11 protein-coding genes are annotated in these 18,041 nt (G+C 43.9%); 9 read left to right on the forward strand and 2 right to left on the reverse strand.

Annotated features, from left to right (window positions below; all coding sequences use genetic code 11):
* The 5 genes from RHS_RS20645 to RHS_RS20665 all read left to right on the forward strand — a co-directional run.
* Positions 1–455, forward strand: a 455-nt coding sequence (locus tag RHS_RS20645) for an ATP-binding cassette domain-containing protein (RefSeq protein ID WP_047834233.1), incomplete at its 5' end; no start/stop codon positions are given.
* Positions 439–1,470 (forward strand): ABC transporter permease, encoded by a 1,032-nt coding sequence (locus RHS_RS20650; RefSeq protein ID WP_027295676.1) that lies wholly within the window; start codon positions 439–441, stop codon positions 1,468–1,470. The genes RHS_RS20645 and RHS_RS20650, both read left to right, overlap by 17 nt.
* A 5-nt stretch (positions 1,471–1,475) precedes the next feature.
* Positions 1,476–2,447 (forward strand): galactofuranose ABC transporter, permease protein YjfF, encoded by a 972-nt coding sequence (yjfF, locus tag RHS_RS20655; RefSeq protein WP_027295677.1) that lies wholly within the window; start codon positions 1,476–1,478, stop codon positions 2,445–2,447.
* A gap of 93 nt (positions 2,448–2,540) precedes the next feature.
* A complete protein-coding gene (locus tag RHS_RS20660; protein WP_027295678.1) occupies positions 2,541–4,346 on the forward strand; it encodes a sensor histidine kinase in 1,806 nt (601 codons plus the stop codon).
* Entirely contained in the window at positions 4,336–6,204 is a 1,869-nt protein-coding gene (locus RHS_RS20665; protein WP_027295679.1) for a substrate-binding domain-containing protein, read from the forward strand. The genes RHS_RS20660 and RHS_RS20665 overlap by 11 nt, the downstream gene beginning before the upstream one ends.
* A gap of 48 nt (positions 6,205–6,252) precedes the next feature.
* On the opposite strand, the gene RHS_RS20670 is transcribed toward RHS_RS20665, so the two are convergent.
* Positions 6,253–7,434 (reverse strand): GGDEF domain-containing protein, encoded by a 1,182-nt coding sequence (locus RHS_RS20670; RefSeq protein WP_395023137.1) that lies wholly within the window; start codon positions 7,432–7,434, stop codon positions 6,253–6,255.
* Positions 7,435–7,643: 209 nt separating this feature from the next.
* On the opposite strand from RHS_RS20670, the gene RHS_RS20675 reads away from it, so the two are divergent.
* Positions 7,644–8,351, forward strand: coding sequence for an MBL fold metallo-hydrolase (locus RHS_RS20675; protein WP_395023140.1), 708 nt, complete (start codon positions 7,644–7,646; stop codon positions 8,349–8,351).
* Between the two features lie 44 nt (positions 8,352–8,395).
* Here RHS_RS20675 and RHS_RS20680 read toward each other — a convergent pair whose 3' ends face one another.
* Entirely contained in the window at positions 8,396–9,256 is an 861-nt protein-coding gene (locus RHS_RS20680; protein WP_047834235.1) for an AraC family transcriptional regulator, read from the reverse strand.
* Positions 9,257–9,454: 198 nt separating this feature from the next.
* Here RHS_RS20680 and RHS_RS20685 point away from each other — a divergent pair, with 198 nt between their 5' ends.
* The 3 genes from RHS_RS20685 to RHS_RS31525 all read left to right on the forward strand — a co-directional run bounded on the left by RHS_RS20685 (position 9,455) and on the right by RHS_RS31525 (position 17,890).
* Positions 9,455–10,720, forward strand: coding sequence for a hypothetical protein (locus RHS_RS20685; protein WP_047834236.1), 1,266 nt, complete (start codon positions 9,455–9,457; stop codon positions 10,718–10,720).
* Positions 10,721–10,819: 99 nt separating this feature from the next.
* Positions 10,820–10,942: a hypothetical protein gene (locus RHS_RS31520; RefSeq protein ID WP_255348045.1), complete on the forward strand. Its 123-nt coding sequence runs from the start codon at positions 10,820–10,822 to the stop codon at positions 10,940–10,942.
* A 1,056-nt stretch (positions 10,943–11,998) separates the two neighbouring features.
* Positions 11,999–17,890: a glycosyl hydrolase family 95 catalytic domain-containing protein gene (locus RHS_RS31525; protein WP_395023143.1), complete on the forward strand. Its 5,892-nt coding sequence runs from the start codon at positions 11,999–12,001 to the stop codon at positions 17,888–17,890.
* The last annotated feature ends 151 nt before the right edge of the window (positions 17,891–18,041 follow it).

Consider the following 18,041-nt stretch of genomic DNA (forward strand, 5'->3'; position numbering starts at 1 on the left):
ATATCTGCCTGGCACTGCAGGCGAAGCGGGGGATGTTTCACTTTATATCCAGACAGGAGTCAGAGAAGATAGCAGATGAGTATATTAAGAAACTGGAAATCAAGACCCCGTCGTCAGAACAGCTGATTAAGAATTTAAGCGGAGGCAACCAGCAGAAGGTAATCCTTGCCAGATGGCTGGCAACTGAGCCGGAACTTCTCATGCTGGATGAGCCGACAAGGGGAATTGATATTGGAACGAAAGCCGAAATACAAAAAATAGTAGTAGACCTGGCAAAACAGGGAATGGCGGTTATCTTTATTTCTTCGGAAATAGATGAGATGACCAGGTGCTGCGGCAGAATGGTTATTTTAAGGGACATGCGAAAGGTAACAGAACTCCGGGGCAGCCAGATTTCAGAAGAGGCAATCATGCGTTATATAGCTGGAGGTGATAATCATGAAAAAATTAAATAAAATTTCTAAAAATCAGGCATTTTGGCCCTTTGTGATATTACTGGCTATTATCCTGTTTAACGGAATCATATCTGGTGGAAGTTTCTTTCAGATGAAAATAGTTGATGGGCATCTTTATGGAAGAATTATTGATATTATAAGAAATGGCAGTAAGCTGATGATCTTATCCATTGGTATGACAATGGTACTTGCTACAGGGGGAACCGATATCTCGGTTGGTTCTGTTATGGCAATAAGCGGGGCAATTGCCTGCAGTATCGTAAGCGGAAGCATTCTTCCGGGAGTGGGTGGAAATGTGGCAATCGCCATTATACTGGCACTTTTGGCAGGTCTGTTATGCGGGCTTTGGAATGGATTCCTGGTTGCAAAGATTCAGATTCAGCCGATTGTAGCAACGATGATCTTAATGGTTGCGGGGCGCGGAATAGCCCAATTAGTAACCGGTGGTAAGATTGTAACAGTTAGCTCAGACGCATATTACTTTATTAATGGTGGATATATTCTTGGAATTCCATTTCCGGTATATCTGGTAGTTATTTTATTAATCATCGTGTTGCTTTTTACCAAAAAAACGGCATTTGGACTTTTTCTGGAATCAACCGGATGTAATTCTGTATCCAGTAAATTTGCCGGAATCAATGTAGATGCGATTAAACTGGTTGTTTATACCTGCTGTGGTATCTTTGCAGCTTTGGCGGGTCTCATTGAAAGTGCCAGCATCAAAGGGGCGGACTGTAACAATGCAGGTCTTATGATTGAAATGGATGCAATTCTTGCAGTTGCCATTGGCGGGACTTCACTAAGCGGGGGACGTTTTTCAATACCGGCTAGTATCGCAGGTGCTCTGATCATTCAGAGTATTACAACAACTGTTTATGCCATAGGAATTGCACCGGAAATTACCCAGGTAGTAAAAGCTATTTTAGTTGTTATCATCTGTCTTTCACAGTCAAAAGAATTTAAAGAGACATTTACAAGAAAATTCTCTAAGAGAAAGGTGGCGAAGCAGGCATGAGAGAGATGGCAAAAAAGAGATTAAAAATTAATAATGTTTCGCTGGTAATCACATTTGTGCTGTTTATTGCACTATTTATATTCGGATCTGTTTCGTATGACCGGTTTTTATCCTTATCTACGTTTTTTAATTTATTTAATGATAATGCCTACCTGATTATAGCATCTATTGGTGTTACCTTTGTATTACTGACAGGCGGAATCGATATATCCATAGCGTCCACGATTGCATTTACCTGTGTACTATCCGCATTCTTGCTGCAGAAGGGTGCACCGGCATTTGTAGTGATTCCTTTAGTATTACTGATCGGCGCAGCAATTGGATTTGGGATGGGATACATTATCCACTACTTTAAACTGCAGCCATTTATCGTAACGCTTGCAGGACAGTTTTTGATGAGAGGGCTTTGTGCGGTAATCAGTACGGAATCCATTTCTATCTCCAATGATTTTTATAAAAAAATGGCGCTGAGCAAATTGGTAATTGGGAAAGGTAAGATTTATTCTTATGTATTTATTGCTCTGGTAGTAATTCTTGCAGCTTACTACATATTAAAATTTACCAAGTTCGGTAGAAGTATTTATGCTTTAGGTGGGAATGAACAGTCAGCGATTCTGATGGGGCTTCCGGTAGCAAGAACAAAGATTGCAGTTTATGCAATCAGCAGCTTCTGTGCAGCACTTGCAGGTGTAGTTTTCAGCTTCTATACATTAGCAGGCTACTCGCTCCAGAATATGGGGCTGGAACTGGATGCCATATCCTCTGCCGTAATCGGCGGCACCCTGCTGACCGGAGGTGTCGGTACTGTAATCGGTACGACCATAGGAGTTCTGATTCAGGGAATTATCCAGACCATTGTAACGTACGAAAATCTGAATACATGGTGGACAAAAGTAACGATTGCAGCGCTGTTATGCGTATTCATTGTTATTCAGAGAATCATATCCATACGGGCAGAAAAATTAAAAGGAAAATAGGATTTTAAATTAGAATAATTAGAATCCGATTGCGAAATTACCCGGTCAAAGCTATAATAAAAAGACAGGAATTGACGAAGAGGGGTGAGCGAAATGAACAAGCTTAAGAACAAATTCATGAATATTACAATCCGTAGTAAAATGGTCTGGTCTTATATTGTCGCTTCGCTGATCCCTTTTTGTGTGTTCGGAATGATTGGGATCAGTGTATTTACCGGACAGGCAAAAAAAAGTGTCTCCCAGCATGCAGATCAGATGATGAGCCAGGTCAAAACATCCATTGACGTATATGTCAACAGCATTGATAAAATTGCAAATTTTATTATCTGTGGGATGGAAAATACCGATTTTGGGTCTATGAAATCCGAAGAGGATGTCTTCTGGAAACAGGCAAAGCTAAATTTAGAAAATATACTGGACAATCTGGCTGTTTCCAATAAAGAAATTGCAGGAATTTTTGTAGCCACGGAGAACGATTTATGTACGAATACCGGGATGATGCGTATCTCCAGGGACTCCTTTAAAAATGAGGACTGGTACCGCCAGGCGGCAGCGCATCCCGATGAAATGCAGATCATCAGCAACATTGCAGGAAGAAATATTGCCACGGATAAGAGTTATAGCATAGATGATGTGTTTTCCATAGCAAAAGCAATTAAAAATGCAAATACCGGTGAAATAATGGGAGTTTTACTCCTGGATATAAAGCATGATATTATTTCCCAGTCCATACAAAATGTAACCATAGGAGATAATGGGTTTGTATTTGTACTGGACAAGGATGACCGCATGGTCTATACCCTTCCGAATAAAGTGACATACCGTATCGACCCTGCATGGCTGACTCCGGAACAGGTACCGGTGGATGCCAGAATAAACGGGGAAAATTATCAGATACGCTATGAAGAGTCCGAATATACAGGCTGGAAGATTGTAGGTGTATTCTCTCTGGACGAAATTATGGGAAGTACGAATTCCATGTTCTATATTTTAACCGGAGGCCTTGCAATGACCCTTATATTTGTTCTGGTTATTTCTTTGAAAATATCCCAGACCATAACTAATCCTGTTGTGGAACTGAAACTTTTAATGCGTGAAGCAGCATCCGGTAATCTGGCAGTCCGTTTTGACGGGAATTATAAAGATGAGGTAAGTGAGCTGGGATATGGGTTTAATCATATGCTGGTACAGATTGAAAGTCTGGTAGATATGGTCTATGTGGAGCAGAAAAACAAGAGAATGGCAGAACTTAAAGTGCTGCAGGAGCAGATCAAACCTCATTTTCTCTATAATACACTGGATACCATCAGCTGGATGGCGAGAGAATATAAGGCGGATGATATCGTAAGACTGGTGGATGCGCTGACAAATATGTTCCGGATCGGGCTGAGTAAGGGCAGAGATTATATTAAAGTGGAACAGGAAATTAAATATGTTTCCAATTACCTTTATATACAGAAAATCAGGTATGGACCGAAATTAAACTATGAGCTTTTTGTGGATGACGGATTGAATCAATGTGTGGTTCCGAAATTGATGCTGCAGCCGCTGGTGGAAAATGCCATCTATCACGGTATTAAAACGAAGCGGGGACAGGGGCATCTGATTATACGGTGTGAAAGCGCAGCAGACAATTGGATGGAATTTACGGTAGAAGATGATGGTGCAGGAATGACCCGGGAAAAAGCGGAGCAGATCAATGCATTACTCAACGAACATTCCCGGTTGGAAGAAAATCAAAGCTTTGGATTGTTCTATATTAAAGAACGGTTACGAATCCGGTACGGGGATAAGTTCTGTGTCAGGGTAACCAGTGAACTGGGAGAAGGAACAAAGGTAACGATCCTGATACCTCAGAGTGTGGATGTACTGGAAGGAGGATACAGGGATGAAAAATAAGATGATCGTTTCCGCATCAATATGTTCGCTGCTCCTTATTATGTTCCTGGGGCTGCATTTTTATAATAGAGGTTCAGGCGGTGGAGAATATCAGCAAATTGAATATGTTATCGGTGTTTCACAGGCAAATATGCGAGAGTCCTGGAGACTGGCCCTGACCAGTGAAATAGAAGAAGAGGCAAAGAAATATAAGAATATCAGATTAATTATGACGGATGCCACATCGGATGTGACTAAACAGGTAAAGGATGTGGATAAACTCATTGATTTTGGGATTGATCTGTTGATAATTTCACCCTGTGACACCGAGATTATGACATCAATTATCAGTGGGGTGTACCATAAAAAAATTCCTGTGATTGTAATGGACCGGGGGGTAGAAGGATTTGATTACTCTTTATTTATCGGACCGGATAATGAACAGATTGGCAGGAGAGCAGGCGAAGGTGTGATGCGGCTGCTAAACGATGAAAAGGGAAAAGTACTGGAAATCTGCCAAAGTGCGGACTCGCTGCCGAGCCAGAACCGTAGTAAGGGATTTGATTCTATTATATCCAGGTATCCGGATATCGAGAAAAGTGTCTGCAGGATTGAATCAGGATCAAAGGATGATGCGGAAGATACCATGCTCGCCATGGGAGAGCACCTAAAAGAATATGACGTGATATTTGCCCATAACGACTATATGGCTTTGGGGGCATATTTAGCAATGGAAAAAGTCGGAGCAGAAGCAAAAATTGTAGGCATCGATGGTTTCCTTGGGGAAAATGAAGGGATTGATCTGATCTCCCAGGGCAAAATTGATGAGACCATCACCTGTCCGACCGGAGGAAAAGAAGCCATACAATATGCCCTTGACATATTAAAACAGGCAAGCGGAGTTCCTAAGCAGGTCATTCTAAGGAGCCATGTAGTTACGAAGGATAATGTTGAGGCATATGTAGAAGGTTTGAGTGAAATTTATAAAAAGCCGGATAAAATTATAGACGTAGGTTATGCCCAGGTTGGAATGGAGAGTGCATGGAGGAAAGCAAATACAGAGTCCATAAAAGAGGCGGCAAAAGATTTCGGAATGAATCTGATCTTTGAAGATGCCAATCAATCCCAGCAAAAACAGATCGAAGCTATCCGGAAATTTATTAAAATGGGTGTGGATGTAATTGTGGTATCTCCGGTTGTTGACAGCGGATGGGATGAGATTCTTAAAGAAACTAAGGCGGCGGGGATTCCGGTGCTGGCTTCTGACCGCAAGATTGCAGTAGAAAATGATGACTGGATAATGACTTACATAGGCGCGGATTTCCTGGAAGAGGGAAGAAGGGCAATGCGCTGGATTCGGGATAATGTTCCGCCGGACAAAGATTGTATGAAGATTATGGAGCTGCAGGGTAACGAAGGAGCTTCCCCTACCGTGGAACGGAAGCAAGGGTTTGAAGAAGTTCTGAAAGACAATAAGCAATACAAAATCGTGCATTCTGAATATGGGGATTATACCATTGAAGGGGGAAGAAACATTATTAAGAATTATCTGGAATCTCATGAGTGGGATATTGATATTATCTATGCACAAAACGATGATATGGCAATTGGGGCAATTGAAGAACTGGAAAAAAACGGGATTGCTCCCGGTACAGATGTGAAAATTGTATCCGTAGATGGAACCAGGGAAGCCTTTGAGGCTATGATTGACGGCAAATTAAATTGTGCGGTAGAATGCAATCCTCTGCTTGGACCGCAGCTTATGAAAGCGATCCAGGATCTTGTAGCAGGAAAGGAATTGCCGCTTCGAATCATTACGGAAGAGAAATGGTATGATCAGAGTATGGCAAAGGAATATCTTCGAAGCAGAAAATATTAACTGCTCTTATGCCCGGCATGTTCTTATTCTCAGTTACTGCAGCAGATGTTACTTATATTCCACAACACAATTGCGCCCGTTCTTTTTTGCTTCATAAAGCGCCTGATCCGCACGGAAAATAAAACGTTCCATATCGGTCTCTTTCATAGGAGATTCCTGATATAATCCGATACTGATTGTCATATTCCTTTTTGGAATATCAGGGGTATTGTACAAGCCCTGTTCAACGGAACTGCGGATAACTTCAGCTTTTTCTTTAGCGTCAAGGGAAGATTCCCCAAAGAGGAAAATCAGGAATTCTTCCCCGCCGTATCGGATCAGACAGACGTCCTCTGTCTTGATATCCCGTGAAAGCAGGTGGGAGATGGCTGCAAGGCAGTTGTCACCTGCCTGATGCCCATATGTATCATTGTATTGTTTGAAAAAGTCAATATCAAGCATCATACAGGCAGCGCTGTTATGTTCCTCCTGGTTTTTCCGGAAGATATTTTTAACGGTGTCGTCCAGATATCTGCGGTTATATAATCCGGTTAGTTTGTCCGTCAGAACTTCCTGATGAAGCTGGGAATTAATATCATTAATCAGATTATATTGCTCTGTTATGATGATTTGATTGTATTCTGACATAATCCGATTCCGGTAAAAGATCGTCGAGATGGCAATTGCCAGTACCGTTGTAAACATACTGTTCATCAGGTTATTAAAGGATTGGTCAGCGCCATGAGGATCCGGAAAATACGGAAGCAGACAGTTGAGAAGAAGAAAGTTTCCGCCCATAATTAAAATGTTATGCCAGGGTTTGGACAGGGTCAGCACAGCAACGGTGAGCATGACATAGGTAAAGACATTTAATCCATTTCCACCAAGCTGGTCATTTAATGTTACAAAAGTACTCCAAAAGCATAGAAATCCCATATAGAAGAAATTCAGTTGAAAATAAAAATGATGATTGAGGGATTGTTTTTTCGCTAAGATAACATTAATAATCAACACCCCTAAAGTAATCACAGCCAGGATAACATACATGCTGAAATAAGCTGTTCTTCTGGGCTTAAAAAAAGGCCCTCCCGGTCTTAGGGAGATAGAGAGCATCATAATCAGCTGAAAAATAATAATCAGACTCTGGAAGGCGATATGCGTCCTTATGACATTTTGGAACAGGCGTTTTTTTATCGGTTCCAGGTAGGACTTTTCAAATGGAAAGTCCAAATATTTTTTAATTTCTTTCATATAAATCCTTCCTCTTAAAAATAACAATTTATACTTATTATATATAAAACACAACGTGATTTCAAGCAACCCGGGCGTATAAGTTATTAAGATTTTTTAAACACTGCAACAAAGTGTTCGCAAAATAGAAGATTTATGATATTATGTTGAGAAAGATATGGATGTTTGTACTGCAAATTTTGATAAAAGACTGGATGGAGGGTTTTATAATGCAGATAAAATGGTTGGGACAGGCAGGTTACGAGCTGAAAGAAGGAAGGTACACGATACTAATTGATCCTTATTTTTCGGATTTGGTAGAACAAGAAGAAGGATTAAAGCGGCTGGTACCGGCACCGGCTGCCTGTAAAGATGTTAAGGCAGATGTGATTTTGTATACCCATGATCACATTGATCATCTGGATTCCGATATGGTCAAAGGGATGGAGAAGGGATCTGCTATTTTTGCCGGTCCACAGAGCAGCTATAAAATATTAAAAGCATGCGGTGTTCCGGAAGATAATATCCGCTGCATCAACAGAGGAGAACATTTTCAATATGGCGGTTGTGACCTGGAAGCGGTCTTTGCAGAGCATACACAGGACAGTCAGGGTTATGTGCTCCATTATCACGGGCGGGATTATTATTTTACCGGTGACAGCCTTTTGACCCCGGAAGTAGGTTATTATGAAAATAAAGAGCTGATTAAGGCAGATGTCATCTTTGTCTGTATTAATGGCAAGCTAGGGAATATGTCTGTGGACGAAGCCATTACACTGACAAAGCGGGTACAGGCTGAAACCGGAATACCGAATCATTATGGAATGTTCGCAGAGAATACGGAAGATCCCATGAAATATGTAAACGGACTTAAGGGCAGCGGCTGCAGAACCGTTGTTATGGAAAAGGGCAGGGCGTATGATCTAGAAAAGTTATAGATATATGATGTCTAATACGTAAAGCGTTTATAAAAAACAGGTGATTATAAATCCCCATCCCGAAACTGAGTGGGTGTCATGCCTTCCTGCTTTTTAAACGTAATACAGAAACTGTTCTCGCTTTGAAATCCGCAGGCGAAACCTATTTCTTTAATGGAGCGGCCTGTAGTGCGCAGATAAAACTTAGCCGAGTTGATTCTCATTGCTGTTAAATAGCTATGGGGTGTCAGCCCGGTTTCTTTTTTGAATTCCCGGATAAAATAGTAGGGGCTTAATGCGGCCTTTTCAGCGAGTTCCTCTACGGTGATTGTTTCCTGATAGTGCTGGCGGATATAGGCGGTAGCCAGTTCCACCGGGGATATTCCTGCTGAAGGGCTGTGATCCGCCGGAGTTGATTCCTCAGATATGAGAATGGAAGTCAGCATATCTGTAATAAATTTGGACATCTGGATTTCTTTGCATGAGATCTGGCAGGAAAAGCTGTCCAGGATTGCACTTACAGGTAAAAGAGTCTCTGCAAACGCATCCTGGGAAAGATGGAATATGTGGGGGTATTTATTCTGAATCAGATTAAAATAATGCCTTGCAGTCATTCCATCAAAATGAATCCAGTAAAACTCCCAGGAATTTCTGGCACCATATGCATGTGGTTTATAGCAGTCAATCATGGTAAGCTCCCCGGCTTTTATGATATGGGTAACTCCATCGATTTCTATAAAGCCGGTACCGCGTATCACCAGAATAGCCAGGAAGCTGTCGAAACTGCTCCTGCGTATCTGATAGGTGTGATCGCAGTAAAAATGACCAATACATAAAGGATATAAAAATCCATTTGCAGCGGTGGACGAAGGAGTATGGAAATAAATCTGTGATGCCGGGAGCAGGCCGGATGAAATGGTTGTCATAAAAATCCTCCATAATCAGGTGAATAATAAAAAAATATAATCCCAGTATAGTTTACGCCCTTGATAAAGTCAAATATAGTTTGCTTTTTACCGCAATTTTTTTATATAAAAGGGCAATTCCATGTAATGCCAAAATGTGATATTTAGGATATGATGATTGCAGATAAAACAATCAGAAGATCACAGGGGGTTATACAAATGGAATATAGAATTTCCGATAAAGACAGGATGATATTAAGGGAACTGGCTAAAAAGCAGCAGGAATATGCCAATCAGGAGAGCAATCTACAGAGAATAGAAAAGTGGTACAGGCATAATGCACTTCAGGGAGACCGACCCATGATACATCTGGAAATGTGGACATTTTCCCAGGAAATCCTTCCGCAGAGACTGAGATGCGAAGGAAGCTTTGCCAGAGAAATTGAGACGGGTATCTACTGCAATTTTTTAAATCAGGAGTTATTTGACGACGATAGGGTGACGCCGGATTATTTTGGGATGAATTACGATACCTATTTTGAATTGTTCGGCATTAATGTTCAGGTTGACCATACAATGGCGGAAGACGGACAGGAAAGCCTGGGGCATCATTTTGTGTCAGTAATCGAAGATCTGGAGGACGATTATGAGAAACTAAAGCCATCCCGGTTTGGAGTAGATCTGGAAAACACGGAAAAGAAAAGGAAGATAGTGGAAGATGCCATTGGTGATATTCTTCCTGTAAAAATGAAAATGGACTGCTTATACAGTGTACCAACGCAGATGCTGGTTCACTTTATGAGTATGGAAAATATGATGTTCAACATTTATGATTATCCGGAACTTTTTAAAGAGATGATGAACCGGATTGCAGAAGACACTATTTCTTACTACCGCTTCCTGGAGGAAAAGAAGGTAATTTTGCCAACAACAGGATTTGAAGCCGTTGGCCAGGGAAGCTGGAGTTTTACCAATGATCTGCCCGGGGCTGAGGAGTTCGCCAAACGTCCGTTTACTACGAAGGATGTGTGGGGATTCATGGATTCCCAGGAAACCGTGGGGATTTCTCCTGAAATGTATGAAGAGTTCATCTTCCCATGTTATCAAAAGATATCACAGCAGTATGGAATGCTTTCTTATGGCTGCTGCGAGCCGGTAGATCCTATCTGGGACCGTTGTATCAGCAAACTGGAGAACCTGCGCAAGGTATCCATTTCTCCATGGTGTAATGAAGAATTTATGGGAGAACGCCTGCGGGAAAGAAATATTATATTCCATCGTAAGCCAAGCCCGAACTTCCTGGGCGTGGGGGCGAACCTGGATGAAGAGGCATTCCGCCAGCATATCCGGAAAAGCTTATTAGCTGCCAGCGGATGCAGGATGGAGATTACACAGAGGGATGTGTATACGATTAATCATGATGAGAAGAAGGCGAGAAGGTATGTGGAGATTATTCGCCAGGAGATAGCGGAGAATTGGAAATAAAGAGTAGGGTTTTTCGTAAGCCTTCCACTAGTACTGGAGCGAACAAATTCATCTTAGATTTGGGTTTTGCTGATTAAAGACGCTTTGTAGATGTAGGTAGTGTACGGAAAGATGGGTGTGGGAAACTGGCATGGGCTCCGTCAGCTGGCCGCAGAACTGGTATTTTCTAACCTTTCCGAAGCGCTTTTTGGCGGCACGCGGGTATTCACCGAGAAATCCTGATGCATTTCTCGGTTCAGTACCCGCTTAGTATCCGATGGGAGCCAGTCGAATACTATCCGCCAAAAAACACTTCGGAAAGGTAAGTAAATACTCAGCTCTGCTCTACGCTTCCTCCGCCCATACCAGTTTCCCACACCCATCTTTCCGAGATCCAGGTTGTACCACAAAGCTGGTTTTCTCAGCCGAGTGGAGACCCTGGGGCTGTGACCAGCTGTTCGTTTTTGGATTCAGCAGAGTGTGTTTCGGCAGTACAGTATGAATTGGGAGAAATAAGTTTGATTTTACTTGCTTTCCAATCACAGAAGTAACTGGATGTAAGTACTATAACCATAAATATACTGTATTAGAATGAAGAATCCCACTATAGTGATAAGATCAAGCTGCTTTCAGCCAATCGCGTCCGGCATGCCACAACCCCGGGGTCCCATCATGCTGAGAAAACCAGCTTTGTATCAACGAATGCTATCTCGGAAAGAGAAGGGGGCGGACCAGGACATTGGTTTGGAAGGCGTATAGCAGAGCTGAGCATTTACTTACCTTCCCGGAGTGATTTTTGGCGGATACAATTCGACTGGCTCCCATCGGATTGTAAGCGGGCAGTGAGCTGCGAAATGCATCAGGATTTCGGAGCGAATGCCCGCGTGCCGCCAAAAAGTGCTCCGGGAAGGTTAGAAAATGCCAGTTCTGCGTTAAGCCTTCCAAACCAATGTCCTGGTCCGCCTCCTTCTCTTTCCGTACACTACCTACATCTACAAAGCGTCATTTCTCAGCTAAACCCCAATATAATAAACCTGCAGTGAGTCTCAATTTCAAGTAATGACTCATAAAATTGTTTTGAATAATGAGCCATAAGCCATCTATAAACTATTCGCTGAAATACTAGACAGAATTGTAAACACGAATATGTCCTAATCTCAAAAGAAAGTCCTAAAATATAAAAAGTATCCTGAAAAATTTCTAATTTTTTAAAATATAGTCCTAAGTGTTTTTTTTAACCCATGCTAAAATTATGATAATAACAGCAGTAACATATTACAAAATTTACGGGGGATAAGCATGGAAAAGAAAAAATGGAGACATAAAATTTACCGTTGCATTGGTGCAGGAATGGCGGCGGTGCTGTTGACTGGAAGCATACCGGCTCCTGTTTTGGGGGCGGAGGTTAAAAATAAAGAACCATTATTTGCCGGAAAAGTGTTCTCAGATACGTACCAGGATCCGCAGAAAGGCAACCTGAACTGGCGAGAGGCTATGGTGAGCGGAAATGGGGAGAACGGGGTGATGGAATCCTGCCATCCTGTGAATGATACTTTTATTTTCCAAAATACTACATTTAACATGCCTACGGATGATTACAGGGAAACCATGGATTTGACAGGAGAGCTGGGAGATGCCAGAGAGGCCGTGATGAACAACTGGAATTTCTGGAGTCAGGTACAGCCGGAACTGGACTATGACTATACACTGCACCCGGGCCATCAGCTTCGGATGAGGCTGGATGATCTGGAAGAGACGGATGTATCCGATTATCAGAGATGGACAGACTATGAAACTGCCGAGATCGGGGTGAGTTTTCAGGCGGATGGTGAGACATGGGAGAGAAGCACATTTACATCCAGAGAGGACAATGTGACCATAACATGGCTTCGTCAGCCGGAGAACGGCGGCAGGGTGAATACAACGCTGTCAATCGATGACCTTTCCGATATGGCGATTGACCAGGGCAGGGAAATAGATGAAGGGCTTCAATATAAAAAGATTGCGGCACAGGATGGAAGCTATCTGGGACTGACTGCTCATTATCCCGTGTATGACAACAGTGAGCTGAAAGAAGCGGGGTTCGCCGGAGTTACTTATGTGGTAAATATCGGTGGAACAAAAGAGAGGGTCAGGCTGGGAGATATACAGGATCACCTGAATGCCGGAACAGAGGATAACTTTGGAATAAAGGTAAAGGATGCAGAGGGCGTGGTACTGATCACAAAATCTGCCAGGGATAAAGAGATGGGCCCGGCATCTGCATTTGCCGGACAAAATGAACTGCCTTTGGTACAGCGTCTGATTGAAGAAACCCGGGCAGTTGCGGAAAATGAAGCGTACCGGACAAACGGATACTTTGATTACAGCAAGGCACTTGCGCCACACGAACAGCTCCATGGCAGTGAATTTAATAAGATTAAATTTGATCTGGCAGGAGATGAGGCAGATGACAGCCTGACCAACGAAGAATTAATTTCAAAACAGAGGAATTCTGACCGGTTGAACCATGCAATGCTGGAGCGTGCCTTCTATGCCGGAAGATATGCACAGGTATGTACCTCCGGTTATAGTACATCCAGGCTCAGCGGCATGTGGATCGGGGCATGGAATGGATATTGGCAGGCGGATTATACCACGGATGCAAATGTAAATCTCCAGATTTCCGGTGTTAATATCGGAAATATGCAAAATGCCTCTGAGGGATATATTAATTTCCTTCTCAGGATTCTTCCTGATTTTGAAATGAATGCCACCCAGGTTTATGGCATGCACGATGCGCTCCTGGCACCGCCCAGGACAGACGGGGACAGAGGGAACCTGGTGCACTTCAATGCGGACTATCCATTTAATTACTGGAACGCGGGGGCGAGCTGGCTATTACTCCCGGTATACGAATACTGGCAGTGCTTTGGCAACAGCCAGATTCCCCTGGGCAAAGATATCGACCTGAATGCGCTGCGCTCGGTGCTTTCCATCCATGACCAGGATTTATCGGATGCCCAGATCAGCCAGATAGAGGAGCGGGGGTATTTTGACCTGGAGCAGGACCTGCTGCTGCCGCTGCTGACAAAGCAGGCGAATTTCTGGGAACAGATGGCAGATCCCCGATATTATGAAGGGGAAGACGGATATAAACATTATGACGGGGGGAAGACATCCCTGGAAGGAAATGAAAAATACCTGATACTTCCGGGGTATTCGCCGGAGAATAAACCGGGTAATACAGGAATTGCAATTTCTGCAAATTCTACCATGGATATTGCCGCAGCCAGAGACGGACTGGATATGACAATCGCAATGGAAGAGGCTGTACAGCGTCCCGGGTATGAGGAAGCAGTAGAAAAATGGAAGTCGCTGAAAAAACTGCTGCCTGAATATAAATATGACACTGACGGCAGTCTGAAGGAATGGGCGCTCCGGGATTACTCAGAACAGAATAACCACAGGCATGTAAGTCATATGTATGGAGTCTGGCCGGCCCATGATGGCGCTGATGACTCCAAACTAATGGAAGGTGCTAAAAAGGCGCTTGAGAACAGAAAGAAATATAACACGGGAGATGACAATGCCAGCCACGGCTGGCTGCATCAGGCATTGACAGAGGCACGCCTGAAAAATGCGCAGGGAGTGACAGACAGCCTTCTGCCACTGTTCACGGGAAGTAAACTGTATTACAGTTCCATGATGACCAATCATGACAGGAACCGGGACAGTGCATACTGTACAGATGCCCTGATTACCATACCTTCTATTATGCTGGAGACACTGGCCTATTCAGATACCGGGAAAATTGAACTGCTGCCGGCACTTCCGGATGATTGGGGAAAAGGCAGCATTACCGGAATGATGGCAAGGTCACGTGCGCAAATTGAGCGTCTGGATTGGGATATGGAAAAAGGAGAAGTCACAGCCAGGATCAGGTCGGATGCTGCACAGGAGATCGATTTAAGCTGTGGTATGGACAGCAGCAGCGCTGTGATCCTGGAAGGCAGAGGAGAGATCATAACAGGGGAAGGTGTTGTCAGGCTGACGATGGAGGAAGGTGAGACCGCTGAGGTACGATTTGTCAGAGGGCAGATAAGCCAGGGAACCTATCAGATAATAGCCGAAGACAAAAGCCTGGAATCTGTTTATACGGACGAATCATCAGATGTAGTGCTTGGGACTCCGGCAGATTCGGCAGCCCAGAAGTGGAATCTCACGGGAAGAGGAATCGGACAGTATTTAATCACCAGTGTAGACTCAGGATATGCACTTTCCGCTGATGACGGCAAGGTGGTGCAGACGCTCCATGGAGATATATGGCAGATAGAGGAGCTGGAGGAAGGCTGCCGGATTCTTACCCCGGATAGAACAAAAGCTCTTACCATAAAAAATGGGGTGCCCGTAATCGGTGATGCCGGTGGGGCTGCGGTCTTCCAGATGGTACCTCAGGAATATACAGAAGAAAACCTGGCTGTGGGCAGTATTGAAATAACAGGTCCCAAAAGTATACGCAGCGGTGAATCTATTTCTTTGGAAGCCCTGGTGGAAACTGCGGAGGGAATGCAAAACGATATGGAACTGCAGTGGAGTGTGACGGAAACCCAGGGAAGGGCGAAGATCAATGCCCAGGGCGTCCTGACAGCCCAAAAAGCAGGCGCCGTAACCGTTCAGGTATCCCCAAAGAAAGCGCCCCGTTATGTACAGGAAAAAGTTTATGAGATTAAAGAGGGACTTTTAGATCAGGATAAGCTCATGGGCACGGTATTCGGCAGAGAGGAAGGGGAATGGGAAGCGGGTTCTCCCCCGGCCCTGGCATTTGACGGCAATACAGATACAGCGTATGACGGTCAAAACGGCGGGTATGCCGGACTAGAGATGGGGGGAGCATTTACCCTGGAAGGTTTTCGGTATGTTGTGCGGGGAGGTTTTAGCGACAGATGGCCCGGAGTCCGGGTTCAGGGTTCCGATGACATGACCAACTGGGATACCCTTTACACCATTGAAGAAAGCCTGGATCATCCGGTATATAACAGCGTCTGGTTTGCAGACCTTCCCGAAGAAGAAAGGCCCTTAAAGCCCTACTCTTATTACCGGGTTTACAGCGGAGATTCAGAGTACTGCAATGTAGCGGAACTGGAATTCTACGGAAAGGCAGTGAATGCTTTTGACGGATTGGAAAATGCCATAGCGTATGGAAAAAGTATCGGCACAGAAGGGTATGAGCCGGGATCTGTTTCCAGACTATTAAAGGCACTGGAAAGGGCAAAGCAGATTACCGCGGAATCACCGGAAGCGGACATACAGGAAGTATATAAGGCGTTAAAAAAGGCAATTGACAATCTGAAACGTCCGGGTCTGCTTTATAATGATGACAGGACGGTAAACCTCACCGGACAGTGGGAGGAATGGGCTGATGACAGGCTTTTTTCAGAGAAAGAAATTTATACATCGGATCCCGGCGCAGCTTTTAGCTTCCGGTTTGATGGAATTGGATTTGAGATGATGGGCAATAAGAACCCGGGACTGGGATATGTAAAAATCACGGTGGACGGTGAGGATATACCGGGAGGCGAGAAAGTTTCCCTTTATGATTCCCACAGTGAAGGATACCAGCGACAGAGCATATTCAAATACATGGATCTGAAAAAAGGTATCCATACCGTGACGGTAGAGCTGCTGGGTAATCAGAATCAGGAAGGAAAAGCCCCGAAAATGTCCGTGGACGCATTTTATCTTTTCAGTGTGCCGGAAGACGAAACGGTTGATAAGACGAAACTGGAACAGCTCCTTGAGGAACTGGAACAGACAGAAGAAAGTGATTATACTGCAGAATCCTGGGAAATTTATGCAGCGGCATATGACCAGGCCCGGATTATCCTGGACAAAGCGGATGCATTGCAGTCAGAAGTTGACGGAGCAGTCAGTGAACTGAAGGAAGCCTGGAATAACCTGGTATCCCTTACCTCTGTTCTGGAAGCAGGCATACTGGAATATACCGTAGTAGAGTCAGAAGCAGACAAATACACAAAAGAGAGCTGGGACAGCTACCGGGAGGTTTATCTTAGGGCACTGGCTCTGCTTAAGCAAGGCGTGTATACAGAAGCACAGGTGGAACAGACAATTCAGGAACTGAAAGCAGCAAGGGAAGCATTGTGCCTGAAGCCGGAAACCACAGGATGGAGAGAACTGGAACTGGCAGTTGCAATGGCTGAAAAGCTGGAGAAAGTGCAGTCAGCATATAGCTGCTATACTACAGAAAGCTGGCAGGCAGTGCAGGAGGCACTGGACAATGCAAGAGCATTAATGAAGACGGATGCAGACCAGGATGAGATTGACCATGCATTTTTGGAATTAATTACGGCATGTAATCTCCTTCAAAATGGTGTACAGAAATCCGGTCTGAAAGCAGTCATTGATGGAACGGAAGCTATTCTGGCAGACACATCTGCAATGGCTGATTACACACCGGAAAGTGTTGCGGCAGTGAGAGAAGCCCTAAAAGAGGCACGGTTTGCATTTGCTGAGAGCAGTGCAGACCAGGAAACAATCAACCGTGTATCCAGAAAGCTTATGGACGCGGTGACCAATCTGCTGGTGAAAGAAGCAGATGCTAGACTGGGTATTCTCATTCAAAAAGCAGCAGAACTTTTGAAAAATGCAGACAAATACACCAGGGAAAGCGTGGACAAACTGAAAACAGAACTTGAGGCAGCCAGGGCAGTCAATGCGAACAGTCTGGCAACGGAGAATGAAATCAATGAGGCTTATCAAAGTCTGGCAGAGGCCATAACAGCCCTTGTGCGAAAGGCAAATAAAGAAGAATTGAGAAATGCACTGGAAAAAGCCGAAGAGATTCTGCAGGAATCCGGCAGATACCTGGAAGAAAGCATTGCCGGTCTGGAGACTGTGGATCAGGAAGCCAGGGCCGTGTATGAAGATGAAAGCGCAGATATGGATACCGTGGGGACCATTCTGAAGAAACTGATTAACGAAATTTTGAAAGCCCGGCTGATGGGAGATGTGGATCTGAATGGAAAAGTAGATACAGATGATTCTGCAAATGTTCTGAAATTTTCGGCAGAATTACAAGAGCTTACGGATGAGCAGGGCAAAGCTGCAGATGTGAATCGTGATGGAGTTACAGACAGCGATGATGCAGCACGGATATTACAGTATGCTTCAGAGAAAATAGGAGAATTCTAATTTGTAAAAGAGACCGCAGTTATATGCCGGAAAGAAAACAGCATATAACCGCGGTCTTTTTTTGAGGCATAAAATTCTTCCGATTTTATACAAATGAACCGTATTTTGTAAATACCGCCGGGGTCGAACTATGATATGATGATCTAAAAGA

The sequence above is a fragment of the Robinsoniella sp. RHS genome, from assembly GCF_001029355.1.
Classification (GTDB): Bacteria; Bacillota; Clostridia; order Lachnospirales; family Lachnospiraceae; genus Robinsoniella; species Robinsoniella peoriensis.

Excerpts from the sequence above, each read along its gene's own strand:
- RHS_RS20675 (WP_395023140.1), top strand. The coding sequence starts at position 7,644 with ATGCAGATAAAATGGTTGGGACAGGCAGGTTACGAGCTGAAAGAAGGA.
- RHS_RS20660 (WP_027295678.1), top strand. The coding sequence starts at position 2,541 with ATGAACAAGCTTAAGAACAAATTCATGAATATTACAATCCGTAGTAAA.
- RHS_RS20665 (WP_027295679.1), top strand. The coding sequence starts at position 4,336 with ATGAAAAATAAGATGATCGTTTCCGCATCAATATGTTCGCTGCTCCTT.
- RHS_RS20680 (WP_047834235.1), bottom strand. The coding sequence starts at position 9,256 with ATGACAACCATTTCATCCGGCCTGCTCCCGGCATCACAGATTTATTTC.
- RHS_RS20670 (WP_395023137.1), bottom strand. The coding sequence starts at position 7,434 with ATGAAAGAAATTAAAAAATATTTGGACTTTCCATTTGAAAAGTCCTAC.
- RHS_RS31525 (WP_395023143.1), top strand. The coding sequence starts at position 11,999 with ATGGAAAAGAAAAAATGGAGACATAAAATTTACCGTTGCATTGGTGCA.
- yjfF (WP_027295677.1), top strand. The coding sequence starts at position 1,476 with ATGGCAAAAAAGAGATTAAAAATTAATAATGTTTCGCTGGTAATCACA.
- RHS_RS20685 (WP_047834236.1), top strand. The coding sequence starts at position 9,455 with ATGGAATATAGAATTTCCGATAAAGACAGGATGATATTAAGGGAACTG.
- RHS_RS20650 (WP_027295676.1), top strand. The coding sequence starts at position 439 with ATGAAAAAATTAAATAAAATTTCTAAAAATCAGGCATTTTGGCCCTTT.